The 25,280-nt window shown below is 62.6% G+C and carries 22 protein-coding genes and 1 pseudogene; 12 read left to right on the top strand and 11 right to left on the bottom strand.

Annotation, left to right across the window (positions count from 1 at the left end):
• The first annotated feature begins 26 nt into the window (after nucleotides 1-26).
• On the top strand, nucleotides 27-413 hold the full coding sequence (locus ACZ889_RS01815; protein WP_003249368.1) for an MAPEG family protein: 387 nt from the start codon (nucleotides 27-29) through the stop codon (nucleotides 411-413).
• 50 nt (nucleotides 414-463) lie between these two features.
• Here the strand turns inward: ACZ889_RS01815 and mltA are convergent.
• A pseudogene (mltA, locus tag ACZ889_RS01810) lies at nucleotides 464-1,616 on the bottom strand (murein transglycosylase A).
• Nucleotides 1,617-1,735: 119 nt separating this feature from the next.
• Here mltA and ACZ889_RS01805 point away from each other — a divergent pair.
• Nucleotides 1,736-2,194, top strand: coding sequence for a c-type cytochrome (locus ACZ889_RS01805; protein ID WP_476257144.1), 459 nt, complete (start codon nucleotides 1,736-1,738; stop codon nucleotides 2,192-2,194).
• 74 nt (nucleotides 2,195-2,268) lie between these two features.
• Here ACZ889_RS01805 and ACZ889_RS01800 read toward each other — a convergent pair whose 3' ends face one another.
• The 5 genes from ACZ889_RS01800 to ACZ889_RS01780 form a co-directional block, all read right to left on the bottom strand.
• Entirely contained in the window at nucleotides 2,269-2,661 is a 393-nt protein-coding gene (locus ACZ889_RS01800; protein ID WP_003249372.1) for a DUF1090 domain-containing protein, read from the bottom strand.
• A gap of 132 nt (nucleotides 2,662-2,793) precedes the next feature.
• A complete protein-coding gene (gene ligB, locus ACZ889_RS01795) occupies nucleotides 2,794-4,494 on the bottom strand; it encodes an NAD-dependent DNA ligase LigB (protein WP_476257143.1) in 1,701 nt (566 codons plus the stop codon).
• Between the two features lie 467 nt (nucleotides 4,495-4,961).
• Entirely contained in the window at nucleotides 4,962-5,237 is a 276-nt protein-coding gene (locus ACZ889_RS01790) for a hypothetical protein (protein ID WP_266032375.1), read from the bottom strand.
• 310 nt (nucleotides 5,238-5,547) lie between these two features.
• The gene (gene metK, locus ACZ889_RS01785; protein WP_003249375.1) at nucleotides 5,548-6,738 is read right to left on the bottom strand and encodes a methionine adenosyltransferase; all 1,191 of its coding nucleotides are present in this window, start codon (nucleotides 6,736-6,738) and stop codon (nucleotides 5,548-5,550) included.
• An 18-nt stretch (nucleotides 6,739-6,756) separates the two neighbouring features.
• Nucleotides 6,757-7,749 carry an ArsR/SmtB family transcription factor gene (locus ACZ889_RS01780; protein ID WP_003249377.1) on the bottom strand — a complete coding sequence of 331 codons (993 nt, stop codon included), beginning with the start codon at nucleotides 7,747-7,749 and terminating at the stop codon, nucleotides 6,757-6,759.
• A gap of 251 nt (nucleotides 7,750-8,000) precedes the next feature.
• Here ACZ889_RS01780 and tkt point away from each other — a divergent pair, with 251 nt between their 5' ends.
• The 9 genes from tkt to ACZ889_RS01735 all read left to right on the top strand — a co-directional run bounded on the left by tkt (nucleotide 8,001) and on the right by ACZ889_RS01735 (nucleotide 17,441).
• On the top strand, nucleotides 8,001-9,998 hold the full coding sequence (gene tkt / locus ACZ889_RS01775) for a transketolase (RefSeq protein ID WP_102886154.1): 1,998 nt from the start codon (nucleotides 8,001-8,003) through the stop codon (nucleotides 9,996-9,998).
• Between the two features lie 190 nt (nucleotides 9,999-10,188).
• Nucleotides 10,189-11,250, top strand: a complete 1,062-nt coding sequence (gene epd, locus ACZ889_RS01770; protein WP_180689159.1) for an erythrose-4-phosphate dehydrogenase — start codon at nucleotides 10,189-10,191, stop codon at nucleotides 11,248-11,250.
• 12 nt (nucleotides 11,251-11,262) lie between these two features.
• On the top strand, nucleotides 11,263-12,426 hold the full coding sequence (locus tag ACZ889_RS01765) for a phosphoglycerate kinase (RefSeq protein WP_003249382.1): 1,164 nt from the start codon (nucleotides 11,263-11,265) through the stop codon (nucleotides 12,424-12,426).
• Nucleotides 12,426-12,677: a hypothetical protein gene (locus tag ACZ889_RS01760; protein ID WP_003249384.1), complete on the top strand. Its 252-nt coding sequence runs from the start codon at nucleotides 12,426-12,428 to the stop codon at nucleotides 12,675-12,677. Before ACZ889_RS01765 ends, ACZ889_RS01760 begins: the two co-directional genes overlap by 1 nt.
• Before the next feature lie 78 nt (nucleotides 12,678-12,755).
• Entirely contained in the window at nucleotides 12,756-13,085 is a 330-nt protein-coding gene (locus ACZ889_RS01755) for an MliC family protein (RefSeq protein WP_004576614.1), read from the top strand.
• A gap of 100 nt (nucleotides 13,086-13,185) precedes the next feature.
• Nucleotides 13,186-14,250 carry a class II fructose-bisphosphate aldolase gene (gene fba, locus ACZ889_RS01750; protein ID WP_003249389.1) on the top strand — a complete coding sequence of 355 codons (1,065 nt, stop codon included), beginning with the start codon at nucleotides 13,186-13,188 and terminating at the stop codon, nucleotides 14,248-14,250.
• A 212-nt stretch (nucleotides 14,251-14,462) separates the two neighbouring features.
• Nucleotides 14,463-16,592, top strand: a complete 2,130-nt coding sequence (locus ACZ889_RS01745) for a putative bifunctional diguanylate cyclase/phosphodiesterase (protein ID WP_476257142.1) — start codon at nucleotides 14,463-14,465, stop codon at nucleotides 16,590-16,592.
• Nucleotides 16,593-16,631: 39 nt separating this feature from the next.
• On the top strand, nucleotides 16,632-17,132 hold the full coding sequence (locus tag ACZ889_RS01740) for a M48 metallopeptidase family protein (protein WP_004576612.1): 501 nt from the start codon (nucleotides 16,632-16,634) through the stop codon (nucleotides 17,130-17,132).
• Between the two features lie 12 nt (nucleotides 17,133-17,144).
• Complete coding sequence (locus ACZ889_RS01735) at nucleotides 17,145-17,441, top strand: winged helix-turn-helix domain-containing protein (protein ID WP_003249396.1); 297 nt, start codon at nucleotides 17,145-17,147, stop codon at nucleotides 17,439-17,441.
• A gap of 25 nt (nucleotides 17,442-17,466) precedes the next feature.
• Here the strand turns inward: ACZ889_RS01735 and ACZ889_RS01730 are convergent, their stop codons facing one another.
• Entirely contained in the window at nucleotides 17,467-17,919 is a 453-nt protein-coding gene (locus ACZ889_RS01730; protein WP_014859623.1) for a GNAT family N-acetyltransferase, read from the bottom strand.
• 153 nt (nucleotides 17,920-18,072) lie between these two features.
• On the opposite strand from ACZ889_RS01730, the gene ACZ889_RS01725 reads away from it, so the two are divergent.
• Entirely contained in the window at nucleotides 18,073-18,810 is a 738-nt protein-coding gene (locus ACZ889_RS01725) for a substrate-binding periplasmic protein (RefSeq protein WP_180689161.1), read from the top strand.
• 18 nt (nucleotides 18,811-18,828) lie between these two features.
• On the opposite strand, the gene yccS is transcribed toward ACZ889_RS01725, so the two are convergent.
• The 4 genes from yccS to mdtD form a co-directional block, all read right to left on the bottom strand.
• On the bottom strand, nucleotides 18,829-21,012 hold the full coding sequence (gene yccS, locus ACZ889_RS01720) for a YccS family putative transporter (protein WP_180690084.1): 2,184 nt from the start codon (nucleotides 21,010-21,012) through the stop codon (nucleotides 18,829-18,831).
• Nucleotides 21,013-21,095: 83 nt separating this feature from the next.
• Nucleotides 21,096-22,277 carry an aminoacetone oxidase family FAD-binding enzyme gene (locus ACZ889_RS01715; RefSeq protein ID WP_161774346.1) on the bottom strand — a complete coding sequence of 394 codons (1,182 nt, stop codon included), beginning with the start codon at nucleotides 22,275-22,277 and terminating at the stop codon, nucleotides 21,096-21,098.
• Between the two features lie 120 nt (nucleotides 22,278-22,397).
• Nucleotides 22,398-23,735: an ATP-dependent RNA helicase DbpA gene (gene dbpA / locus ACZ889_RS01710; protein WP_230623076.1), complete on the bottom strand. Its 1,338-nt coding sequence runs from the start codon at nucleotides 23,733-23,735 to the stop codon at nucleotides 22,398-22,400.
• A 112-nt stretch (nucleotides 23,736-23,847) separates the two neighbouring features.
• Nucleotides 23,848-25,275 carry a multidrug transporter subunit MdtD gene (mdtD, locus tag ACZ889_RS01705; protein ID WP_476257141.1) on the bottom strand — a complete coding sequence of 476 codons (1,428 nt, stop codon included), beginning with the start codon at nucleotides 25,273-25,275 and terminating at the stop codon, nucleotides 23,848-23,850.
• Between the last annotated feature and the right edge of the window lie 5 nt (nucleotides 25,276-25,280).

Genomic DNA, 25,280 nt, shown 5'->3' with positions numbered 1-25,280 from the left:
TGAAGACTGAACAAGGAGTCCTGTCCATGACTGTTGCCCTGTGGTGCATCCTGATTGCCCTGCTGTTGAACCCGCTTTGTGCCTTGATCGCCAAGGCGAGCAGTGGCCGCTTCGGCCTCAAGGACAATCACGATCCGCGAGCCTTCCTCGATACCTTGTCGGGCTTGCCACGGCGTGCCCATGCTGCGCAGCAGAATGGCTACGAAGCGTTTCCGGCATTTGCGGCGGCGGTGCTTGTGGCAGATATCGTCGGCAATGCAGAGCAGGTGACCCAGGATGTGCTGGGGGTGATGTATATCACCAGCCGCTTGCTTTACATCATCTGCTACCTGGCCGACTGGGCTGCCTTGCGGTCGCTGGTGTGGCTTGCCGGCTTGGCACTGATTGTGTCGTTCTTCGTGGTTTCCATCTGAAACCGGCTGGCCATCTTCGCGGGCAGCCCCCGCGAAGATGGCAGCAACGGTCAAGGTACCTTGGGCACCTCGGGCAGTGGCTGGCCCTTGGGCCACAGCATCCAGATCTGCCCTTGCTGCTTCATGTTCCCGGCCAGTTCGCCGGCTTCCGGCCCAGTGCCCCAGAACAGGTCGGCACGCACTTCGCCGGTAATCGCCCCGCCGGTGTCTTGCGCGCCAACCGGTCGTATCACCGGCGAGCCGTCCGGGCGTGTGGTAGACAGCCACAACAAGCTGCCCAGGGGAATCACCTTGCGGTCGATGGCCACGCTGTAAGCCGGCGGTAAGCGGTACGTTCAGTGAGCCGCGCGGGCCTTCGTTGCTGTCCGGGCGGGTGCTGAAGAATACGTAGCTGGGGTTGCTGGCCAGCAGCTCTGGTACGCGCTGCGGGTTGGCCTGGGCCCAGGCATGAATGGCGCCCATGCTCACGTCTTCTTTTTTCAGCTGACCTTGCTCCACCAGCCAGCGGCCGATCGGCCGATAGGGGTGGCCGTTCTGGTCGGCGTAGCCAAGGCGCAGTTGACGACCGTCTTCCAGTTGCACCCGGCCAGAGCCCTGGATCTGCAGGAATTGCAGGTCCATCGGGTCGGTCAGCCAGGCCAGCACCGGTGCCTTGACGCCGTTACGGTTGATGACTTCGGCCGTGTCGTAGGGCTTGAGCACCCGACCCTCCAGACGGCCGCGCAGGCGTTTGCCCTTCAGTTCGGGGTACACGCTGGCCAGGTCGACCACGATCATGTCATCAGGGATGCCGTAGACCGCCACATGGTTGGTTGCCGATTGGCTCAGGCTGCCTGGGTAGACCGGCTCGTAGTAGCCGGTAATCAGGCCGTTGGCATTGTTCTCTGCAGAGCGCAGGCCGTACACCTGTAGGTTCTGTTCAAGGAAGGTTCGCACTTGGGCGGCGCTGGCTGTGGCGCTGCCGGCCGCTTCGCAGGTGGCGGCCCACACCGGGTCGCGCTTGAGTTTTTCGCAGCCGTTGCGCCATGCATAAAAGCCTGCCAGCAGGTCTTCATCGCTGACGGCCGGCAAGTCTTTCCAAGTGGCCGGGGCATAGGTGGCGACAGCGTGGGGCTCGGGCTTGGCGCTCTCGCCGCCGTTGCAGCCGGCCAGCAAAGCCAGCACCGGCAGTGTCCAGGCCAGGTGGCGCAGGGCAGATTTCATGTGTGCATTCCTGTCATGAGCGAACATGAAGGTTCGCCCCTGTCTTTTATGTGGCTATTGGTGTTTGGCCCAGTGGCAGCGATACTGGCCGCCCATTTGCGTAGGCCGAAGTGAGCGTGATGTTGAAGCGATTGACCGTTGTTCTGCTGGCAGCACTTGCCCTGGGAGGGGCTTTGACGGGTTGTGACCGGGTTGACCCGAACTCGCCGCTGGGCAAGCGCAAGGTGATCTTCAAGGACATGCTCAAGACCAGCGAAGACCTGGGTGGCATGCTGCGTGGCCGGTTGCCGTTCGACGGGGTGAAGTTTGCCGACGGTGCGCTGAAGCTGGACAGCCTGTCGCATCAGCCGTGGCAGCATTTTCCACAGGTGCGCGATGGTGGTGACAGCGCCGCCCGCGCCGACGTGTGGGAGCGCCAGGCGCGGTTTCATGACCTGGCTCGGCAGCTTGAAGGCGTAACCGGCGAACTGGTTGATGTCACCCGCAACCAGACACTGGATGCTGCGCAACTGAAGGCACCGATGGACAAGGTCGAGTCTGCGTGCAAGGCCTGTCATAGCGAATTTCGTAATCATTGAATGGCTGTGCTGTTTGCGCAAACCTTCGAGGCGTGTACAAATTCCACAAAGACCAGGCTTGCCGGCCAGATGCCTTAGCGGTCGAGATCGTCGACCGCTTCCTGCAGCTCTTTACGCGACTCGGCCAGCTTGTCCTTGCGCTTGTTGATCTTCTCGGCGTCGCCTTTCTTCTCTGCCTTCTTCAAGTCCTTTTCCCGCTGCGCCACTTCGTGACGCGCATCGAGCACCTTCTGCTCACGTTCCTTGCGCAGGCTGGCGTCGGTGCAGTTGTCCACACCGCGCAGGGCTTCCTCCAGCCCTGCAACCTGGTCGCTGTTACCGTGGTCACGGGCAATTTTCAGCTGGTTTTCGATGGCGCTGCGCTTGGCGGCGCAACCGGTCAGGCCGGCATCCGGCTGGGCAGCCTGAGCAGTGCCCGCGGCCAGGCCCAGTGTTGCGAGCAGGAAAAGAGTCGAAATACGTTTCATGAAAAGCCTCCCTAACGGGGCGGGGCAGCAAAAGTTGGGGGAAATCCTGCCTTGGTTTTGCCCATTTAGAAACCCTTGGTGAGGTTTTCTGCCGGAGTCTCGGGTTTTTCCTACGCACTATTTGGTAAAAAATCATTGCTCAATGCGCTGGGGTGGGGTCCGGAAACCTTCTATGCCGGCTTCGGCCAACTGTGCGGCAATGGCTTGCACCTCGGAGGCCGCGAAAAACTCCACAAGTTGGCGCGAGCGTTTTGCGCCGATGCCGGGCACGGTTTGCCATTGCCCGGCACTGCGTGAGGCCAGCGCCTGCCAGTCGCCAGTCAGAGGCAAATGCTTGCCAATGGGCACGCCAAGGGCGCGCAGCCATTGATCGAAGGGGCGTGAGCGGGCTTCGTCGAAACTGCCCAGCAGGTGTGCCGCAGTGAGCCTGCTGATGCCGGGGGCCTGCTGCAGGCGCTGGGCATCGAGCTGCAGCCAATCGGTCATGGACGTTACCAAGCCAGCTTCGACCAGCCGACGCCATGTGCCGGGCCCGGTGCGTGGCAAGGCCAGGCCCTGTTTACCGCCAAGCCAGGTGAGGCGGGCAATGAACTGCTCATCACAGCCCTCGCTGGCTTGCCAGCAGCTGTGAGCATGATGGCGGTCGGGCGCAGGCGCGATGACCGCCTGGCGTTCGACCGTGCGATGCACAACTTGCTCCAGGCGTGGAATGGTCAGCCCGGCCAGGCTGATGGCCACTTGGTCGCCGGGGCGGATGTCGAGGGTGTGCCAGCGCGCCAGCGAACCCAGGCTTACCTGGGTAATCCGTCGGTCGTCTAGGGTTACCGGCAGCAAGTGCAACACGGGCGTGACCCTGCCGGTGCGGCCAACCCGAAAGCGCACGTCGCGTACATCGGCCAAGGCTTGTGCATAGGGGTACTTCCAGGCCGCGATCCAGTAGGGCGCCTTGGCCTGCCAGCGCTCGGCAGGTGGCCGACTGCCCTGGCGCAGGATCACACCGTCGGTGGCGAAGGGCAGAGCAGAGTGATACCAGTGCTCGCGCCAGTGTGCTGCATCCTCCAGCGTGTCGATGGCGATACTGTAAAGCTGGCTGTCCGGAAACCCCAGTCGTGCCAGTTGGGCGAGGCGTTCGGCCTGTTGCTCGGGGCCGTGCGGCCAGCCCCACACGAACAGGCCGATAGCGTTGCCTTGTGCGCCAGTCAGTTGCTTGCGTGCGAGCAGCCCGGCCACGGTACCCCGGGCGTTGGCGCTGCCTGCCTTGGCTTGCACATGATCGTTCAGGCGCAGATACAGCTCACCTTGCAAGTGCAGGTCGACCGCCTCGGGCAACTGCCGGGTGACAGCGCTGAGCTGTGGGATGTGTCGGCTCCAGTCATGGCCGTTTACGCCGTCCCCCCGGCTGGTCAGCTGCACCAATCGGCCCTGTTGGTAGGTGAGGGAAACGGCTACGCCGTCGACCTTGGGCTGTACCCACACGCCGCTCTTGCCGGCCATCCATCGCGCCACGGCCTGGCGGTCTGCCAGCTTGTCGACGCCGGTATGCGGCACGGGGTGGGGGACCGGGCCGCGAGCACTGGCCAAGGGGGAGGGGCTGCTGCCAACCGCGAAGCACTGCTGCAGGTGGTTCAGGCGCTCGCGGCTCTGGTCGTACAGTTCGTCGGCCACCAGGGCTATGCCCTGGCGATGGTAGTGCTCGTCCCATCGGGCAAGCGTGGCGCGCAGTTGCGCAACTTCGGCCTTGGCCTGTTGCGGGGTCCAGTCGGGGCATGAGGTGGCCCAGGCCTGGGGGGCGTTTAGCAACAGCATCAGAGTTAGTAACAGCATCAGCGGCATGGCCAGCATCCTTGCTTGGCGGGGTGAGTCCTCAGCGTAGGCAGGTAGTGCGGTGGGTGAAGTGCGAGGTTGTCAGGTGATATGTCCGAGGGGCTGTCTTGAGGAATGAGGTGGCGCTCGATCTCACAGGCGCTGGGACTGCTGTGGCGAACTCCTGGCAGCCACCCAATTTTCAAAACATACGCCCATTTTTTATTTGGGCGTGACTGAGTGATACAGGTGAAGTGGTGGAAGTTGTTTTCGACGACCACGTCAATGCGTGAGAAAGGCCAGCGTCTGCCGCTTTATAAAACCCACTCATTCAATGCGATAGTGGGCTTGGTCATCGTGGTTTTCTCCGTTAAGTTTAAGGCCGCAAACTCAATATTAGCCAAGGACCACGATGACCATCGTCTTTCGTCCGCAGGGTACATTTGGCTGGTTCTGTTACGCTACATTCTAGGGCGCGATCTGCAAAACTTTAACTATCAAATATATAGCGCGTACAGATGGTTATCGATATCCGTAATGCGTAACACGACTTCATCTACCGAACCGGTTTTAAGAGCATTGTATGCCTCCATTGCCACGTACCGCATCGCTGGCGCCGTCACGGTGAATTCATGTGCTGTTCCATCTTTGTCGGTTGCGAAAAGGAACAGAAGATCTTGATAGCCCTCCCGGGAGGAGTCGTAAGCTAAAAGGTTAATCTCGACAGCATGTACCAGCCATTCATTAGGCAAAATCAGCTCGTGTTTGTTCATGGCAACCTCCAGAAGTAGAAGAACTGCAGAAGCTTTTTGACTCTACGCACCGAAAAAATTTACCACAACTAGCATTTTTATCAGGTGCCGCTACGCACACTTATAAGGCTCGTCTCGCCAACACGTCTCCCTGATCTTTGATACTTGCATGTGACTGTCGCTTGTCGTATTTCTCGCTCAGCGTTGAAAAGCAGCGCTCGACCCCATTCAGGATTTAATCCAGCATTTGGGGTCAGATTGCTGCGCGCAATATAAAAAAGCCCCTGCCGATTGCTCGGCAGGGGCTTTCGTCTGGCACTGCAGGAAGCTCTTACAGGCCGGCAGCGTCACGCAGCGACTGGGCGCGGTCGGTGCGCTCCCAGGTGAAGGTGGTGAAGGTGTCGTCGCCGACAGTCTTCTGCTGCGGGGTACGGCCGAAGTGGCCGTAGGCAGCGGTTTCCTGATACATCGGGTGCAGCAGGTCGAGCATGGTGGTGATGGCGTACGGACGCAGGTCGAAGCACTCGCGCACCAGCTGGATGATCTTGTCGTCGGAGACTTTGCCGGTACCGAAGGTGTTGATCGAGATGGACGTCGGCTGGGCCACGCCAATGGCGTACGACACCTGGATCTCGCAACGCTCGGCCAGGCCGGCGGCGACGATGTTCTTGGCCACGTAGCGGCCGGCGTAGGCGGCGGAGCGGTCGACCTTGGACGGATCCTTGCCGGAGAACGCGCCACCACCGTGGCGGGCCATGCCGCCGTAGGAGTCGACGATGATCTTGCGGCCGGTCAGGCCACAGTCACCCACCGGGCCACCGATGATGAAGTTGCCGGTCGGGTTGATGTGGTACTGGGTGCCCTTGTGCAGCAGTTCGGCAGGCAGGGTGTGCTTGACGATCAGCTCCATCACGGCTTCTTGCAAGTCTTTCTGCGAAACCTCCGGGTTGTGCTGGGTCGACAGCACCACGGCGTCGATACCGACCACTTTGCCGTTCTCGTAGCGGCAGGTGACCTGCGACTTGGCATCCGGGCGCAGCCATGGCAGCAGGCCGGACTTGCGCGCCTCGGCCTGGCGTTCTACCAGACGGTGCGAGAAGCAGATCGGTGCAGGCATCAGGACTTCGGTTTCGTTGCTGGCGTAGCCGAACATCAGGCCCTGGTCACCGGCACCCTGGTCTTCCGGCTTGGAGCGGTCCACGCCCTGGGCGATGTCTACCGACTGTTTGCCGATGATGTTCATCACGGCGCAGGTGGCGCCGTCGAAGCCGACGTCGGAACTGTTGTAGCCGATGTCGATGATGACTTTGCGCACCAGGTCTTCCAGGTCGACCCAGGCCGAAGTGGTGACTTCGCCGGCGATGATGGCGACACCGGTCTTGACCAAGGTTTCGCAGGCTACGCGGGCGTATTTGTCCTGGGCGATGATGGCATCAAGGACAGCGTCCGAAATCTGGTCGGCGATCTTGTCCGGATGCCCTTCGGACACGGACTCGGAGGTGAAAAGGGAGTATTCGCTCATCTCGAAGGTTCCTGAAATTTACCGATGGTGTATGTCGCCAGCCGTCCGCTGAAAATGGCGGACCTGGATCTGGAAACCGTTACGCAAGCCCACGTACAGGCTGTCCGCATGGGCCAGCCCGGCAGCGTTGGCCCAGCGCGCCAGGTCGTCCTGTTCGAAGCCCAGCCAGAGGTCGCCGCAGGCTTCGCGCGCCCACCCCTGGTCATGGCTGCACAGTTCGGTGACCAGCAGGCTGCCGCCTGCCTTCACCCGTTTGGCCAGCTGGCGCAAGGCCAAGGCCGGGTCGCTGAAATGGTGCAGCACCATGTTCAGCACAACGCAGTCGGCGGCCACATCCGTTGCACCCAGTGCGTCGGCCAACTGCAGGTTCACGTTGTCGAGCCCTTCGCGCTGGCACACCTGGCGCGCAAGCTCGAGCATGGTAGGGCTGTTGTCCAGGGCGGTGACCTGGGCGAAGCGCCGGGCCAGGTCGGGCAGGAAGCCACCGTCGCCGGGCCCGACCTCCAGCGCGCTGGCGGCCGGGTCGAAATGCAGTTTGTCGAGCAGCGCCAGCAGGCTGTCGCGGTACTGCGGAAGGCCGGCGATCAGGTCCTGCTGGGCACGGAACTTCTCTTCCACGCGCAGGAAGAAGTCCTGGCTGGTGGCGGCCCGGCGCTGCTGGACATGGGCTATGCGCGCCTGCACATCGGGCGGCAGGGCCAGGTCGTCGACTTCTTCGAGCAGCGCCGCGTGCAGCCGGCCACCCAGGCGCAGGCCATCGGGCAGGGCACGGCGGTAGAAGATGGCGTTGCCTTCGCGGCGGGTTGCCACGAGGTCGGCCTGAGCCAGCACCTTGAGATGATGGCTCATGCCCGACTGGCCGATGTCGAAGATCTGCGCCAGCTCCAGCACGCCGAACGAGTCGTTGGCCAGTGCGCGCAATACGTTCAGGCGCAACGCATCGCCACTGGCTTTGCACAGGGCGGCCAATGTTTCGCGTTGCTCGGGGATCGATTGCGCACGCAGGTTCATGGGGCGGCAGTCTAGACAGGCATCGATGCCCTAGCAAGGCCAATATCAAAAAGTTTTGATATTGGCGATGAGCTGCAAGCCGAAAGCCTCAAGTGACACGCTTTGGGGCGCCCCGAGTCGCGCTCTGCTTCTTCAGTTGCGGCTTAAAGCTGGCGCTTGGCGCTTAAATGTTTGCCCCAAGCGCCCCCAGTGGGCGAAAATGGCCGCCTTTTTCGTGACACCACCTATTCAAGCCCCCTAGGAGATCAGCGATGCCCAGCCGTCGTGAACGTGCCAACGCCATTCGTGCCCTCAGCATGGATGCCGTGCAAAAGGCCAACAGCGGCCACCCAGGTGCCCCCATGGGCATGGCGGATATCGCCGAAGTGCTTTGGCGCGACTACCTGAAGCACAACCCGAGCAACCCGAGCTTCGCCGACCGTGACCGCTTCGTGCTGTCCAACGGCCACGGTTCGATGCTGATCTACTCGCTGCTGCACCTGACCGGCTACGACGTCACCATCGATGACATCAAAGGCTTCCGCCAGCTGCACAGCCGCACCCCGGGCCACCCGGAGTACGGCTACACCCCAGGCGTTGAAACCACTACCGGCCCGCTCGGCCAGGGTATCGCCAACGCCGTGGGCTTCGCCCTGGCAGAAAAAGTACTGGCTGCCCAGTTCAACCGTGACGGCCACAATATCGTCGACCACAACACCTATGTGTTCCTCGGCGACGGCTGCATGATGGAAGGTATCTCCCATGAAGTCGCCTCGCTGGCCGGCACCCTGGGCCTGAACAAGCTGATCGCCTTCTATGACGACAACGGCATCTCCATCGATGGCGAAGTGCACGGCTGGTTCACCGACAACACCCCGGCGCGCTTCGAGGCCTACAACTGGCAGGTGATCCGCAACGTCGACGGCCACGATGCCGAAGAAATCAAGATGGCCATCGAGACCGCCCGCAAGAGCGATCGCCCGACCCTGATCTGCTGCAAGACCACCATCGGTTTCGGTTCGCCGAACAAGCAGGGCAAGGAAGACTGCCACGGTGCCCCGCTGGGCAACGACGAAATCGCCCTGACCCGCCAGGCCCTGAACTGGAACCACGGCCCGTTCGAAATCCCGGCCGACATCTACGCCGAGTGGGATGCCAAGGCCGCCGGTGCCAAGGTTGAAGCCGAGTGGAACCAGCGCTTCGACGCCTACGCCAAGGCCTACCCGGAGCTGGCTGCCGAGTTCAAGCGCCGTGACAGCGGCGAGCTGCCGGCCGACTTCAGCGAAAAGGCCCAGGCCTACATCAACGAAGTGGCTGCCAAAGGCGAAACCATCGCCAGCCGCAAGGCCAGCCAGAACGCCCTGAACGCCTTCGGCCCGCTGCTGCCCGAGTTCCTCGGCGGTTCGGCTGACCTGGCCGGCTCCAACCTGACCCTGTGGAAAGGTTGCAAGGGCGTCGAAGCCAATGACGCCAGCGGCAACTATGTGTTCTACGGCGTGCGCGAGTTCGGCATGACCGCCATCATGAACGGCGTTGCCCTGCACGGTGGTCTGGTGCCTTACGGCGCGACCTTCCTGATGTTCATGGAATACGCCCGCAACGCGGTGCGCATGTCGGCCCTGATGAAGCAGCGCGTGATCCACGTGTACACCCACGACTCCATCGGTCTGGGCGAAGACGGCCCGACGCACCAGCCGATCGAGCAGCTGACCAGCCTGCGCAGCACCCCGAACCTGGACACCTGGCGCCCGGCCGATGCGGTGGAATCCGCCGTGTCCTGGAAAAACGCCCTGGAGCGCAAGGACGGCCCATCGGCGCTGATCTTCTCGCGCCAGAACCTGCAGCACCAGGACCGCGATGCCCAGCAGATCGCCGACATCAGCCGCGGTGGCTATGTGCTCAAGGACTGCGCCGGCGAGCCTGAACTGATTCTGATCGCCACCGGTTCCGAAGTGGGCCTGGCTGTTCAGGCCTTCGACAAGCTGACCGAGCAAGGCCGCAAGGTGCGCGTGGTTTCCATGCCGTGCACCAGCGTGTTCGATGCCCAGGACGCTGCCTACAAGCAGTCCGTGCTGCCGCTGGAAGTCGGTGCGCGCATCGCCATCGAAGCTGCCCACGCTGACTTCTGGTACAAGTACGTCGGCCTGGAAGGTCGTATCATCGGCATGACCACCTACGGTGAGTCGGCGCCGGCTTCGGCATTGTTCGAAGCGTTCGGCTTCACCCTGGAGAACATCCTCGGTACTGCCGAAGAGCTGCTGGAAGACTGATGTAACAAATGGAGGGCAGTGACGCCCTCCAGGTCGTGCAAGGGGAGGGCTTTGCCCTCCATCGCGACGCAAGGCCGCTCCCACAGAAACGGTGCTGTCCTCCGGATGGCGCGGTCCCTGTGGGAGCGGCCTTGCGTCGCGATGGGCCGCAACGCGGCCCCAAAGCCATCATGCGTTAGCGAGCCAACCAATGCCCCACCCGCGTCCCTACAAAGTTGCACTCAACGGTTATGGCCGTATCGGCCGCTGTGTCCTGCGCGCGCTGTTCGAGCGGGGGGCAAAGGCCGGTTTCGAGATCGTCGCGCTGAACGATCTGGCCGATCAGGCCAGCCTGGAATACCTGACACGCTTCGACTCCACCCACGGGCGTTTTCCCGGCGAGGTCAAGGTCGACGGCGACTGTCTGCACATCAATGGCGATTGCGTGAAGGTAATGCGCAGTGCCACCCCCGAAGGCATCGACTGGGCTGCGCTGGGCATCGACCTGGTGCTGGAGTGTTCCGGTGCCTATAACACCCGTGCCGATGGCCAGCGTTTCCTCGACGCCGGTGCGCCAAGGGTGCTGTTCTCGCAGCCCATGGCCAGCGAGGCCGACGTTGACGCCACGGTGGTCTACGGCATCAACCAGGCCTGCCTTACCGGCAGCGAGCGCCTGGTGTCCAACGCCTCGTGCACCACTAACTGCGGCGTGCCGCTGCTGCGTGTGCTGGACCAGGCGTTTGGCATCGAATATGTGCAGATCACCACCATCCACTCGGCGATGAACGACCAGCCGGTGATCGATGCCTATCACCACGAAGACCTGCGCCGCACGCGTTCGGCCTTCCAGTCGGTGATTCCCGTGTCCACTGGCCTGGCGCGTGGCATCGAGCGCCTGCTTCCGGAACTTGCCGGGCGAATCCAGGCCAAAGCGGTACGTGTACCGACCGTCAACGTCTCGTGCCTGGACATCACCCTGCAGACCGCCCGCGACACCAGTGCGGCCGAAGTCAACCGAGTGCTGCGCGAGGCTGCGCTGGACGGTCCGCTTAAAGGCTTGCTGGCTTACACCGAGCTGCCGCACGCCAGCTGTGATTTCAACCATGACCCGCATTCGGCGATCGTCGATGCCAGCCAGACGCGTGTTTCCGGCCCCCGCCTGGTAAACCTGCTGGCCTGGTTCGACAACGAATGGGGTTTTGCCAACCGTATGCTCGACGTTGCCGAACACTTTCTGCACGTCGTTCACCCAACCCGCAACAAACAGCCCTGAAGGACTGCATTCATGACCGTGTTGAAGATGACCGACCTCGACCTGCAAGGTAAACGCGTACTGATCCGCGAAGACCTCAACGTGCCTGTGAAGGACGGTGTGGTAGCCAGCGACGCGCGTATCCTGGCAGCGCTGCCGACCATCAAGCTGGCCCTGGAGAAGGGCGCAGCGGTAATGGTCTGCTCTCACCTGGGCCGCCCGACCGAAGGCGAATTCTCTGCCGAGAACAGCCTCAAGCCGGTCGCCGATTACCTGAGCAAGGCTCTGGGCCGTGACGTGCCGCTGGTTGCCGACTATCTGGACGGTGTCGCGGTACAGGCCGGTGAACTGGTGCTGTTCGAGAACGTGCGCTTCAACAAGGGCGAGAAAAAGAACGCCGACGAGCTGGCGCAGAAGTACGCTGCCCTGTGTGACGTGTTCGTCATGGACGCCTTCGGCACCGCCCACCGCGCCGAGGGTTCCACTCACGGTGTAGCCAAGTTTGCCAAAGTCGCTGCTGCAGGCCCGCTGCTGGCTGCCGAACTGGACGCCCTGGGCAAGGCCCTGAAGGCCCCGGCCAAACCAATGGCGGCCATCGTTGCCGGCTCCAAGGTTTCCACCAAACTGGACGTGCTGAACAGCCTGAGCAGTGTTTGCGACCAGCTGATCGTCGGTGGCGGTATTGCCAACACCTTCCTGGCCGCTGCTGGCCACCCGGTGGGCAAGTCGCTGTACGAGCCTGACCTGGTCGACACCGCCAAGGCCATTGCTGCCAAGGTCAGCGTGCCGCTGCCAGTTGATGTGGTGGTTGCCAAGGAGTTTGCCGAGACCGCCGAAGCCACCGTCAAGGCCATCGCCGACGTTGCTGCCGACGACATGATTCTGGACATCGGCCCGCAAACCGCGGCCAACTTCGCCGAGCTGCTGAAATCGTCGAAAACCATTCTGTGGAACGGCCCGGTGGGCGTGTTCGAATTCGATCAGTTCGGCAACGGCACCAAGGTACTGGCCAAGGCCATCGCCGACAGCGCCGCATTCTCCATCGCCGGTGGCGGTGACACCCTGGCAGCCATCGACAAATATGGCGTCAGCAAGGAAATCTCCTACATTTCTACCGGTGGTGGCGCCTTCCTCGAGTTCGTCGAGGGCAAGGTCCTGCCAGCTGTGGCAATCCTGGAAGAGCGGGCCAAGGCCTGATGACGTCGGCGCTTGGCAAAGGGAGTGGCCTGGTGGTCAAACAATTGCCTGTGATGATGCTGGCCGGTCTGCTGAGCGCTTGCGCGGGCAGCCCGGCCTCGGATGCCGACCCGGCGCAGTCGCACAAGGGCGGTTGCTATCAGTCCGACTGGCAGGCCGAGACTGTGCCGGTCATCGGCAAGCGCGTGGGCCCGGAAGGCCTGGAAAAGTACGACGAAGACCACCAGCGCAAGGCGCCGGGTTGCCCTTGATCGGGTAATAGGCAACCTGAACGTTGATTTGTGGTCTTGAGGAAGGGCTGCACAGCAGCCCCAAATCGAGGAAACTGAATGAAAGCGCTTTTGGCCGTGACGGCCCTGGCGACACTGGCAGGATGCTCACTGCTGCAGCCGGCGCAACCGGCCCCGGCAGACAACTGGACCCGTTGGGTCTGCGACACCCAGGCTGAGGTGCTTTGGCGCTTCGCCGATGCGCAACGTGACCAGGTTGACGTGCGCCTTGGCGGCGGCGACCAGGTGTACCGGCTCAAGGCTGAACCGGGTGCCTCGGGTGCGCTGTACAGCGATGGCATGCTGGCCTTCCACACCAAGGGCGAAGAAGGCCTGGTGTACTGGGTGGCAACCAACGATCTGATTGGGCGGGGCTGCAAGGCACCGTGACTGGCCGGGCCGCGAGGGTGGCCCACACTACTTGAACAGCAACCGCCCCTGCGGCAGGCTTGCACGAAACAAACGACGCTTGTCGGGAGAGAGATACACAATGGCACTCATTAGCATGCGCCAGATGCTGGACCACGCCGCCGAGTTTGGCTACGGCGTACCAGCTTTCAACGTCAACAACCTCGAGCAGATGCGCGCCATCATGGAAGCGGCCGACAAGACCGACTCCCCGGTGATCGTTCAGGCTTCGGCCGGTGCCCGCAAATACGCGGGTGCGCCATTCCTGCGCCACCTGATCCTGGCTGCCATCGAAGAGTTCCCGCACATCCCGGTGTGCATGCACCAGGACCACGGTACCAGCCCTGACGTCTGCCAGCGCTCGATCCAACTGGGCTTCAGCTCGGTCATGATGGACGGTTCGCTGGGTGAAGACGGCAAGACCCCGACCGACTACGAGTACAACGTCCGCGTTACCCAGCAGACCGTTGCCATGGCTCACGCCTGCGGCGTTTCGGTTGAAGGCGAGCTGGGCTGCCTGGGTTCGCTGGAAACCGGCATGGCCGGTGAAGAAGACGGGATCGGCGCCGAAGGCGTGCTGGATCACAGCCAGATGCTGACCGACCCGGAAGAAGCCGCCGACTTCGTCAAGAAGACCCAGGTCGACGCCCTGGCGATCGCCATCGGTACCAGCCACGGTGCCTACAAGTTCACCAAGCCACCAACCGGTGACGTGCTGGCCATCGATCGCATCAAGGAAATCCACAAGCGCATCCCCAACACCCACCTGGTGATGCACGGTTCGTCCTCGGTACCGCAAGAGTGGCTGGCGATCATCAACCAGTACGGCGGCGACATCAAAGAAACCTACGGTGTACCGGTCGAAGAAATCGTTGAAGGCATCAAGCACGGCGTGCGCAAGGTCAACATCGATACCGACCTGCGTCTGGCCTCTACCGGTGCCATGCGCCGTCTGATGGCGCAGAACCCGAGCGAGTTCGACCCACGCAAGTTCTTCGGTGAAACCATCAAGGCCATGCGCGACGTGTGCATCGCACGTTATGAAGCCTTCGGCACCGCGGGCAATGCTTCGAAGATCAAGCCGATCTCTTTGGACGGTATGTACCAGCGCTACCTGAAAGGTGAGCTGGCCGCCAAGGTCAACTGATCGACAGGTAACCCTGAAAAACCCGCAGCGATGCGGGTTTTTTTATGGGCGATGGAAACCTGTACATAATTCCGGCAGACCGACCGTTAGTCGGCTACCGTACAGTTTGACCATTGATAGCGTTCTGATTGCATTGCGTGTTGCAGCCTCAGGTCTAGAGTACTAATGGATCCAACCGTATTTTGAAGTCGGTCACATAACAGAGAAGCAGCATGGATGGCGCTCACCCTCAACAGCAGCAGCCACTGGATGGCAGCTCAGTTCTTCTGGTGGTAGACGACTACCCCGAGAACCTCATCAGCATGCGGGCCTTGCTAGCCCGGCAGGATTGGCAAGTATTGACGGCAAGCTCTGGGATAGAAGCCTTGAGCGCGTTGCTTGAGTACGAAGTCGACCTGGTGTTGATGGATGTACAGATGCCGGAAATGGACGGCTTTGAAGTCGCCCGGCTGATGCGCGGCAATCAGCGTACCCGACTGACCCCGATCATTTTCCTCACCGCCAACGAACAGTCCGACGCGGCCGTGCTCAAAGGCTACGCCAGCGGCGCCGTGGACTACATGTTCAAACCGTTCGACCCGCAAATACTCAAGCCCAAGGTCCAGGCGCTGCTCGACCAGCAGCGCAACCGGCGCATGCTGCAGCAGCTGAGTCGCGAGCTGGAGACGGCCAGGGCATTCAATGCGTCCATCCTGGAAAATGCCGCCGAAGGCATTCTGGTGGTTGATGCCCATGGCATCATCAGTTTTGCCAATCCGGCCATTTCCCGTTTGCTGGCGGCACCGGTGCAACAATTGCAGGGCACCCAATTGCTCGACGTTGTGCAACTGACCAGTACCAGCCTGTGGCGCGAGTCGGACTTCTACAAGGCCTACCAGGGGCGGCAGATCTTCCGCGTACACGATGCCCAACTGCGGACCCAAGGGGGGGAGCTTGTGCCGGTGGCGCTGTCCTGTGCGCCGTTGCCGGCCGACCAACAGGCCATGGTGGTGACCGTGCTGGACATGTCGGTAGTGCGTAACTTGCACCAGCAGCTGGAATACCAGGCCATTACTGACCCGCTCACCGGCCTGCTCAACCGCCGTGGTTTCTACCAGGCGGCTGAAGGTGCTCTGTTGCGCAACGAGCGCTCGGACAAGGCGCAGGCGCTGATGTACATGGACCTGGATGGCTTCAAGCGCATCAACGACTCGCTCGGCCACGACGCGGGCGACCGGGTGTTGCGCTGGGTGGCCGAGCAGCTCAAGGACTGCCTGGGCAGTGAGGCCTTGCTGGCGCGTATGGGCGGTGATGAGTTCACTGCACTGTTTGACAGCTTGCCCTACCCGGAGCAGGCCGGGCGTTTTGCCGAACGGTTGCTCGAACGTGTTTCCATCAGCCATGAGGTAGACGGGCTCGATGTGTGCCTTGGGGTCAGCATCGGCATTGCCACCTACCCGGACTGTGGCGCCAATGTCGAAGGCCTGCTGCGTTCGGCCGATGCAGCGATGTACGCAGCCAAGCAAGCGGGGCGTCAGCAATACCGCTTCTACGACCAGGAACTCAACGGACGGGCGCGCTCGCGATTGATGCTCGAGGACAGCGTGCGCATGGCCATCGAGCAGCAGGACTTTACCTTGGTGTACCAGCCACAGGTCGCCTTCCACGATGGCCGCCTGCGTGGTTTCGAGGCCTTGCTGCGCTGGCAGCACCCCAGCGTTGGCGATGTGCCGCCGGGGCTGTTCATCCCGTTGCTGGAAGAAGCGCGGCTGATCAATCGCCTGGCCAGCTGGATCTACCGCCAGGGGGCCGCGCAGCGGCAGGCCTGGTACGACAGGTTTCCGCCGGACCTTGTACTCGGCATCAGCCTGAGCCGCGCGCAGTTCGTCATGCCTGGCCTGGTCGAAGAACTGCAACGGGTCATCCAGCTTTACCAGCTTGTCCCGACGCAGTTGGAGGTGGAAGTGGCGGAAACGTCGCTGATGTATAACATCGACGCGGCCGTCAAACAGATACACCGCTTGCGTGGGCTGGGCGTGAGGGTGGCCCTGGATGACTTTGGTGCGGGTGACTGTTCGTTGCGCATGCTGCGCGACCTGCCTATCGACACCCTCAAGCTCGACCGTCATCTGGTGGCACGTCTGCCCGATTCGGCGGTAGATGCTGCGTTGGTTCGCAGCGTGATCGGCTTGTGCGCCGACTACCGTATCACGGTGATCGCCGAGGGGGTGGAGACCCCGGCGCAGGCAGCCTGGCTCAAGGCCAATGGTTGCGAATACGTTCAGGGTTTCCTGGTGGCTTATCCGATGACCGCTGCTGACGCTAGCGGCTTCCCGGCAATTTTCTCCTGGCCAGGGCCGTGATTGGCTAGAATCGGCATTCGTTACGCCGAATACAGCGCCATGACCGTACTACGTTACTTGCAAGCCTACCCCCCGCACCTGCAGGCGCAGGTGCGGCAGATGATCGACAGCGACCGCCTGGGTGAATACCTGCAGCGCCGTTACCCTGACCGCCATGACGTGCAAAACGACAAGGCGCTGTATGGCTATGCCCAGGATTTGCGCCAACAGTACCTGCGAAGTGCGCCAAACCTGGACAAGGTATTGTTCGACAGCCGCCTCGATCTGACGCATCGGGCCCTGGGCTTGAACACGGCGGTGTCGCGGGTGCAGGGCGGCAAGCTCAAGGCGAAGAAGGAAATCCGCATTGCCTCGCTGTTCAAGGAGGCCGCGCCACAGTTCTTGCGCATGATTGTTGTGCACGAGTTGGCGCACCTGCGCGAGCGAGATCACAACAAAGCGTTCTACCAGCTCTGCCAGCACATGGAGCCGGACTATCACCAACTGGAATTCGACCTGCGCGTCTACCTGACCTACCGGGAGCTGCCGGGCAACCTCTAAGGAACATGCAGCATGGAAGTGAGCAAGACCAAGAGCAGCTTCTACCGCCGCCTGTACGTGGCCTGGCTGATCGATAGCCAGACCGCGACCAGCGTGCCCGCCCTGATGGAGGCCACCGGCATGCCCCGTCGCACAGCCCAGGACACTATCGCCGCGCTGGCCGACCTGGACATCGTCTGCGAGTTCGAACAGCAGGAAGGCGCACGCAACCACGCCGGGCATTATCGCATTCATGACTGGGGGGCGATCGACAAGCAGTGGATCATCCGTCACTTGCGGCAGATCCGCGAAGTGCTGGGTTACCCCTGATGTGCAAAGCCCGCACAGGGTGGGCTCATCCCTTGCGCATTCCAATGGACGCGATGCCGTTCTCCAAAGACTCCTCGCCCACCACCGCAAACCCATGGCGGGCATAAAACGCCTGTAAATGCGCCGGAGCCGACAGATAAACCGGCACCCCCGGCCAACAATGCTCCGCCGCTTCCAGCCCCTTGAGCAGCAAGCTTTCGTCGAGCTGCAAACCTCGCGCCTGCGGTGATGTCACCACTCGTCCGATCACCACATCCCCACCTTGTGACTGCGGATCCAGCAGGCGCAGGTAGGCCACCAGCTTGTCTTCCTGCCAGGCCATGAGGTGCAAGGTATCGCCAGTCAGGTCCTGACCATCGACTTCCTGGTAGGCGTGGCGCTGCTCCACCACGAGTACTTCAGTGCGTAGCTGCAAAATGGCATAGAGCTGCTCCTTGCCGAGGTCGGTGTGGTGCTTGCAGAGCCAGTCGATTGACATGGGCACGAACTCCTTGGATGAGGCTCGATCATCGCATGCTGCACGTGCTTCGGCCAAAATAGAGGCTAAATGACACTATTGGCCGCTGCCCTCGGCAAGCGCTTTGTGTAATCTCACTGGCAGTGTTGCCCTCCATTGCGAAAGGACGTGAGCATGCGGCCACTGCTTTGTGTTCTGGGTTTACTGGCAACGATGCTGGCAACACCTTCCCCGGGTCACGCCAAGCTACGCCTGGTGGCCGACAACTGGCCACCGTTCACCGATGCCAAGATGCCGGGCGGCGGCCTTGCGACCAGCATCGTTACCACGGCACTGGCGCGTGCCGGCTACGCCAGCGGCTATGAAGAGGTGCCGTGGGCGCGTGCGTTGCTGGGGGTAGGTGAAGGGCGCTACGACGTGCTGATCAATGCCTGGTACAACGACTCGCGCGCCAGTATCGGGCAGTTTTCCAACGCCTACCTGAGTAATCGTATTCGCCTGCTGCAGCGTAAGGGCGAGGCGTTTAGCTACAAGCGTCTGTCTGACCTTTATGCCTATAGCATTGCCGTAGTGCGTGATTACGCCTATTCACCGGAATTCGACGGGGATCCCCGTCTGCACAAAGTGCCGGTGCGCAACTTTTCTTCTGCGGTACGCATGTTGGCGGCAGGGCGGGTAAGCCTGGCGGTGGAAGACGAGTACGTGGCCCGCTACAACCTGCAGCGTGAGCCGCAGGATGTGCGTGATGGGGTGATGCTGGTGGATCCGCCGCTGGGGGAGAACACCCTGCATATTCTGGTCAGCCTGAAGCACCCGGAGCACAAGCGGATCGTCGAGCGCTTCGAGCAGGCGATAGCGGCGATGAAGGCCGATGGCAGCTATGCCCGGCTGCTGCGTCAGTATGGCTTTTGAGCACAGGCACTAAAACGATCAGGCCGGGGCATTCTCCTTGATCAGGTGTGCCGCCAGGGTCCGCAGTGGCCCCAGCTGGCGGCATATCAACGCCAGTTGCGTCTGCACCAGCCGCTGATGCTCATCCAGATCTTCCGGCATCTGCTCCAGGGCATTGGCCAACGCCTCTTCGGTATCACTGTGAATCGCCACCGGCAGCCGTGCGGCCAGGCCGTTGGCAATTTCGTCCAGGCTGCTGGCCAGGCTTTGCCCGGCGCCTTCGATCAACTGCTCCTGCACCTCTGCTGGCAACGCCGTGTCGCGGTGCGCGCCTAATCCCGAGAGGTAGCTGAGCAACGTGTGCGACAGCACCAGGAAACGAAAGCCAACGTCGGCCTCCTTACGGAAATGCCCCGGCTCCATCAGCATGTTGGCCAAGGTGGTGGACAGCGCCGCGTCAGCGTTGTGGGCATTGCGCCGGGCCAGGCGGTAGGCTAGGTCGTCGCGCTTGCCGTGGGCATACTGCTGCATGATCTGGCGCAGGTACACGCTGGCGCAGGCCAGGGTATTGGCCAGCGCCTTGTTCAGCCGTCGGCCCTGCCAGTCAGGCAGGAACAGGAACACTGCAAGAATGGCAATCAGGCTGCCCACCAGCGTATCGAACAGGCGTGGCAGGAACAGGCCGTAGCCATCGCCGATCTGGTTGAAGCAGAACAGCACCATCAGGGTGATCGCGGCAGTGGCCAGGGTGTAGCGGGTGGTGCGGTTGACGAAGAACACCACCCCGGCAACCACGGCGAACAACGACTGGATGACTGGGTTGGGGAACAGGTCGAACAAGGCCCAGCCCACTGTCAGGCCAACGGCAGTGCCGAAGATTCGCTGCACCAGCTTGCGCCGCGTGGCCCCGTAGTTGGGCTGGCACACGAACAGCGTGGTGAGGATGATCCAGTAGCCCTGGGTCGGGTGAATCAGGTGCACCATGCCATAGCCGATCGACAACGCCAGCGGCAGGCGCAAGGCATGGCGGAACAACAGCGAAGTCGGTGTGAGCTGAGTGCGCAGGCGCGTCCACACGTCCTTCAGCGAGTGTGGCGAGCGGTCGAGCAGGCTGCTGTCGCTGGCGTCGGCCAGGCTATCCGGGTTGCTGGCGGCACTGAGCAGGCGGTCCAGTGTTGCCAGGTTGGCGGCGAGTGCCCGCAGTGAGCGCAACAGGCCGCGCCAGGCCGGGTTGCTCTGGATGCGCAGGTGTTCGAGCGAAGCGTTGAGGTCCTCGAGGGCTTCTGGATAACCGCTGGCCAGCACGAACGGTTGGCGCAGGCGGATCGAGCGGGCCAGTTCCTGGCAGGATGAACCCTGTTTACGCAACAGGCGCTGGCAGCGGAACATGACGTCGCTGTGGAAAAACGCCTCGGTCAGCGCGTTGTAGGGGTAGTGCGAGGCACTGACACGCTCGTGGATATCCTGGGCCAGGAAGTACAGCTTGAGGTAGCGGCTTACCTTCGAGTTTGGTTGGCTGTTGCCCACCCGGTGCAGGATGATCTCCTTGGCTGCGTTCAGCGCGGCCACCACCTTGCCGTTCTGCTGGGCCAGTTCCAGGCGCCGTGCCTCGACGTCGAGCGTGCGGACCGGTTCAAACAGGCTGGCCTTGAGCTTCAGGTAGCTGCCCAGCTCGAAGAACAGTCTGGCCAGGCTCTGCTGTACCGGCTGGTTGGAAAACAGCGCCTGCCACAGCACCGACAACAGCCCGTACCAGGCCGCACCTGCCACCAGCAGCAGCGGTTCGTGCCAGAAATCGGTGACCTGGCCGCCGCGCTGGTCCACCCCGATCATGGTGTAGACCGAAGTGATCAAGGTGGCCGAAGCGATGGCGCCGTAGCGCTCGCCCAGCGCCCCTAGCATGGTCAGGCCAAAGGCAGCCAGGGCCAGGGCAATGACGAAGATCCAGGGGTAGGGGAACAGCAACTCGACTGCCAGTGCAGCGATAGCGAAGCACACCAGGGTAACGGCCAGGGCGCTGAGGCGGCCCTGCCAGCTGTCGTCGGTTTCGGCCAGGGCGCTGGCGATGATGCCGAGGAACAGCGGAATCAGCAGGGCCATCTCGTTCTGGTACCAGCACAGGGCCAGGCTGCCGGTAAGGGCAATGGTGACCCGGATGCTGTAGCTGAACTTGTCTTGGCCCCACAGGCGACGCAGTGACTGACGGAACGAGCTCGATGACATGATGGCCTGCCAGGCGGTGAGCGAAGAATGCACTGCAGCACGGGCCAGCAAGAAGCGTTCCGTGCTGCTGAAAGGATTCTACTCTACACGAACTGCGCGGCGGCGTTCGCCGATGCCCAAGCCCACTGGAAGTTGAAACCGCCCAGGTGGCCGGTGACATCCAGCACTTCACCGATGAAGTACAAGCCGGGGCTTTTCAGCGATTCCATGGTCTTGGACGACACCTCGCGGGTATCCACGCCGCCCAGGGTCACTTCGGCGGTGCGGTAGCCTTCGGTGCCGGCTGGCACCACTTGCCAGTTCGCCAGCTTTTCGGCGATGTGCGCCAGTTCCGCCGGGGTGTACTGCTTCATCGGCTTCGACTCGAACCACTGCTCGGCCAGCAAGTTGGCCAGCTTGCGGGTGAACACCTCGCCCAGCACGGTCTTCAGTTCGGCATTGGCGCGCTCGGCCTGCATCTGTTGCAGCCAGGAAAGCGCATCGCGGTCGGGCAACAGGTTGATCTCGACCGTGTCACCGGCCTCCCAGAACGACGAGATCTGCAAGATTGCCGGGCCGCTCAGGCCGCGGTGCGTGAACAGCAGGTTTTCGCGGAAGCTGGTGCCATTGCAGCTGGCGGTGCAGTCCAGCGAGGTGCCGGACAACTCGGTGCACATCGCCTTGAGTTGGGGCTCGGTGATGGTGAATGGCACCAGCCCGGCGCGGGTTGGCAGCAGGGTGTGGCCGAACTGGCGGGCCACCTGGTAGCCGAAACCGGTGGCGCCCAGGGTTGGGATCGACAGGCCGCCGGTGGCGATGACCAGCGACTGGCAGGCGAACTGGCCGCCGCTGGTCTGCAGCAGGTAGCCGCTTTCGGTCTTCTCGATCTGTTCGATGCTGGTGTGCATGCGGATCTCGGCACCGGCCTCGTCGCACTCGGCCAGCAGCATGTCGAGGATGTCGCTGGCCTTGTTGTCACAGAACAGCTGGCCGAGCTTCTTCTCGTGGTACGCCACGCCGTGCTTGCACACCAGCTCGATGAAGTCCCACTGGGTGTAGCGGGCCAGGGCCGACTTGCAGAAGTGCGCGTTGTGCGAAAGGAAGTTGGCCGGCTCGGTGTACAGGTTGGTGAAGTTGCAACGCCCGCCGCCGGACATGAGGATTTTCTTGCCTGGCTTGTTGGCGTGGTCGAGCAGCAGCACCCGGCGGCCGCGACGGGCACTGAGCTGGGCGCACATCAGGCCGGCGGCGCCGGCGCCAAGGATGATCACGTCGGTGGAGTGCACGGTATGAACCTTCAGATTGAAATGCTGAACCCTGTGGGAGTGGGATCACCCGCGATGCGATGGTGCATTCACTGCCGTATTCGCGGGTAAACCCGCTCCTACAGGGGGCTTTGCCTGGCTTTAGAGAATGCGGACTTTCAGGGCGCGACCCTTGATCTTGCCGCTGTTCAGCCGCTGCATGGCCTGCTTGGCCAGCGCCCGCTCCACGGCCACAAACGCCTGGAAGTCGAAGATGGCGATCTTGCCCACTTGCTTGCCCGGGATGCCGGCATCACCGGTCAAGGCCCCCAGGATGTCGCCAGGGCGCAGCTTGTCCTTGCGGCCAGCGGCAATGCACAGTGTGGTCATCACCGGCAGCAGGGGCTCGCCGCCCTTGTTTTTCAGGCTGTCCAGCTGGTCCCAGCGCAGCGGGCTCTTCTGCAGCGCTTCGATGGCCTGGGCGCGGTGGCCTTCGGCCGGTGCCACCAGGCTGACCGCAACGCCTTTCTCGCCGGCGCGGCCGGTACGGCCCACGCGGTGCACGTGGATTTCGGCATCACGCGCCAGCTCCACGTTGATGACCATGTCCAGGCCATCGATGTCCAGGCCGCGCGCGGCCACGTCGGTAGCCACCAGCACCGAGCTGCTGCGGTTGGCGAACATGGTCAGCACCTGGTCACGGTCGCGCTGCTCCAGGTCGCCGTGCAGGGCCTGGGCGACGATGCCCTTGGCGGTCAGGTGGGCAACCACGTCCTCGCATTGCTGCTTGGTGAAGCAGAACGCTACGCACGACTGCGGGCGGTAGTGGCCGAGCACGCGGGTGACGGCTTCCAGGCGTTGCTGCGGGTCAATCTCGATGAAACGCTGCTCGATCTGGTTGTCGGTGTGCAGGCTTTCGACCTTGACCTGCTGCGGGTTGCGCATGAAGTCGGCGGCCAGTTGCTTGATGCCGGCCGGGTAGGTGGCCGAGAACAGCAGGGTCTGGCGGCGCGACGGGGTCTTGCCGATGATACTGGCGATGGCGTCGAAGAAGCCCATGTCGAGCATGCGGTCGGCTTCGTCCAGCACCAGGGTGTTCAACCCGTCCAGGACCAGGGTGCCTTTGTCCAGATGCTGCTGGATGCGCCCTGGGGTGCCGACGATGATGTGCGCACCGTGCTCCAGCGAAGCGATCTGTGGGCCCAGCGAAACGCCGCCGCACAGGGTCAGGATCTTGATGTTGTCCTCGGCACGGGCCAGGCGGCGCAGCTCCTTGGCCACCTGGTCGGCGAGTTCGCGGGTAGGGCAGAGCACCAACGCCTGGCAGCCGAAATAGCGCGGGTTGATCGGGTTGAGCAGGCCGATGCCGAAGGCGGCAGTCTTGCCGCTACCGGTCTTGGCCTGGGCGATCAGGTCCTGGCCTTTGAGGATGACAGGCAGGCTCTGGGCCTGGATCGGCGTCATCGAGGCATAGCCAAGGGCTTCCAGGTTGGCCAGCATGGCAGTGGACAGCGGCAAGGTGGCAAAGGCGGTGGATTCGGTGGTCACGAGGCGGGCCTGCGGTGCGAAGCGAAAAATGCCGCATAGTCTACCAGCCTCGTGGCCATTCGCCCTACGACTCCATGTGTTGTTCCGGACGACGGGCACGCCTTCCGTCCGTCGGCGCCAGCTGCAGGAAGATCGCCGCTGCCAGCATGGCCATTACACCGATGGTGACGAAGGTCAGCTGGAACGCGCCCAGGGTGGTTTCCACGCCCTCGGCGCTGCCTGCCGCAGTAAAGCCGCCCAACAGTGCGCCGGCGCAGGCCACACCCAGGCTCAGCGACAGTTGCGCGACCACCGACAGCAGGCTGTTACCGCTACTGGCGCTGGCGTCGTCGAGATCGATGAGCGTCACTGTGTTCATCGCAGTGAACTGCATGGAGTTCACCGCCCCCAGAAGGCCAAGTTGCACCAACAGCAGCCAATAAGGGGTCTGCTCGTCCACCAGGCCCAGGCTTGCCAGCAGGATGCCCAGCAGCAAGGTATTACCGGTGAGGATGATGCGATAGCCGAACCGTTCGATCAGCGGTCGGGCAATGGATTTGGCCAGCATGGCCGCCGCCGCCAGCGGGATCATGCTCATGCCTGCCTGGGCGGGTGAGTAGCCCAGCGCAACCTGCAGCAGCAACGGCACCAGGAACGGCAGCGCGCCGCTGCCCAGGCGGGCGAACAGGTTGCCGAGGATGCCGATGGCGAAGGTGCGCACGCGGAACAGGCTTGGCGAGAACAGCGGCTCCGGGTCGCGCCCGGCGCGCAGCCAGTACGCGGCCAGGCAGGCCATGCCAGCGAACAGCAGCAACATTACCCGCAAGTGCGGCAGGTGCAGCTCGCCCAGGCCTTCCATGGCAATGGTGATCAGTACCATCGCTGCGCCGAACAGCAGGAAACCAGGGCCGTCGAAGGTGGTGCGCTCGGCGCCGCGCAAGTCCGGGATGAACTTCCACACGGCAATGCAGCCAAGCAGGCCGACAGGCAGGTTGAGCAGGAAGATCCAGTGCCAGCTGAGGATTTCCACCAGCCAGCCACCGACCGTTGGCCCCAGCAATGGCCCGAGCAGGCCGGGGATGGTGATGAAACTCATGATCCGCACCAGCTCGCTGCGTGGGTAGGCGCGCAGCACCACCAGCCGCCCGATCGGCAGCATCAGCGCACCGCCCAGCCCCTGCACCACGCGGGCGAAGATCAGGAAGCCAAGGCTGTTGGCTGCGGCGCACAGCAGCGAGCCAAAGCTGAACAGCAAGATAGCGCTGAAGAAGATGCGCTTGGTGCCGAAACGGTCGGCGATCCAGCCTGAGGCAGGGATCAGCAGGGCCACGGTGAGCATGTAGGCAATGATCACACCCTGCATGCGCAAGGGGTCTTCGGCCAACGAGCGGGCCATGGCCGGCAGGGCAGTGTTGAGGATGGTGCCGTCCAGGGACTGCATGAAGAAGGCGATGGCCACCACCCAAGGGATCCAGCGGGCGGTGACGGGGTCCAGCGGGGTGCGTTCGGGCATGACTT

The sequence above is a fragment of the Pseudomonas sp. TE3895 genome, from assembly GCF_056278855.1.
This window is presented reverse-complemented; position numbering and strand designations above follow the sequence as displayed.

Excerpts from the sequence above, each read along its gene's own strand:
- ACZ889_RS01815 (WP_003249368.1), top strand. The coding sequence starts at position 27 with ATGACTGTTGCCCTGTGGTGCATCCTGATTGCCCTGCTGTTGAACCCG.
- ACZ889_RS01805 (WP_476257144.1), top strand. The coding sequence starts at position 1,736 with ATGTTGAAGCGATTGACCGTTGTTCTGCTGGCAGCACTTGCCCTGGGA.
- ACZ889_RS01800 (WP_003249372.1), bottom strand. The coding sequence starts at position 2,661 with ATGAAACGTATTTCGACTCTTTTCCTGCTCGCAACACTGGGCCTGGCC.
- ligB (WP_476257143.1), bottom strand. The coding sequence starts at position 4,494 with ATGCCGCTGATGCTGTTACTAACTCTGATGCTGTTGCTAAACGCCCCC.
- ACZ889_RS01790 (WP_266032375.1), bottom strand. The coding sequence starts at position 5,237 with ATGAACAAACACGAGCTGATTTTGCCTAATGAATGGCTGGTACATGCT.
- metK (WP_003249375.1), bottom strand. The coding sequence starts at position 6,738 with ATGAGCGAATACTCCCTTTTCACCTCCGAGTCCGTGTCCGAAGGGCAT.
- ACZ889_RS01780 (WP_003249377.1), bottom strand. The coding sequence starts at position 7,749 with ATGAACCTGCGTGCGCAATCGATCCCCGAGCAACGCGAAACATTGGCC.
- tkt (WP_102886154.1), top strand. The coding sequence starts at position 8,001 with ATGCCCAGCCGTCGTGAACGTGCCAACGCCATTCGTGCCCTCAGCATG.
- epd (WP_180689159.1), top strand. The coding sequence starts at position 10,189 with ATGCCCCACCCGCGTCCCTACAAAGTTGCACTCAACGGTTATGGCCGT.
- ACZ889_RS01765 (WP_003249382.1), top strand. The coding sequence starts at position 11,263 with ATGACCGTGTTGAAGATGACCGACCTCGACCTGCAAGGTAAACGCGTA.
- ACZ889_RS01760 (WP_003249384.1), top strand. The coding sequence starts at position 12,426 with ATGACGTCGGCGCTTGGCAAAGGGAGTGGCCTGGTGGTCAAACAATTG.
- ACZ889_RS01755 (WP_004576614.1), top strand. The coding sequence starts at position 12,756 with ATGAAAGCGCTTTTGGCCGTGACGGCCCTGGCGACACTGGCAGGATGC.
- fba (WP_003249389.1), top strand. The coding sequence starts at position 13,186 with ATGGCACTCATTAGCATGCGCCAGATGCTGGACCACGCCGCCGAGTTT.
- ACZ889_RS01745 (WP_476257142.1), top strand. The coding sequence starts at position 14,463 with ATGGATGGCGCTCACCCTCAACAGCAGCAGCCACTGGATGGCAGCTCA.
- ACZ889_RS01740 (WP_004576612.1), top strand. The coding sequence starts at position 16,632 with ATGACCGTACTACGTTACTTGCAAGCCTACCCCCCGCACCTGCAGGCG.
- ACZ889_RS01735 (WP_003249396.1), top strand. The coding sequence starts at position 17,145 with ATGGAAGTGAGCAAGACCAAGAGCAGCTTCTACCGCCGCCTGTACGTG.
- ACZ889_RS01730 (WP_014859623.1), bottom strand. The coding sequence starts at position 17,919 with ATGTCAATCGACTGGCTCTGCAAGCACCACACCGACCTCGGCAAGGAG.
- ACZ889_RS01725 (WP_180689161.1), top strand. The coding sequence starts at position 18,073 with ATGCGGCCACTGCTTTGTGTTCTGGGTTTACTGGCAACGATGCTGGCA.
- yccS (WP_180690084.1), bottom strand. The coding sequence starts at position 21,012 with ATGTCATCGAGCTCGTTCCGTCAGTCACTGCGTCGCCTGTGGGGCCAA.
- dbpA (WP_230623076.1), bottom strand. The coding sequence starts at position 23,735 with ATGCTGGCCAACCTGGAAGCCCTTGGCTATGCCTCGATGACGCCGATC.
- mdtD (WP_476257141.1), bottom strand. The coding sequence starts at position 25,275 with ATGCCCGAACGCACCCCGCTGGACCCCGTCACCGCCCGCTGGATCCCT.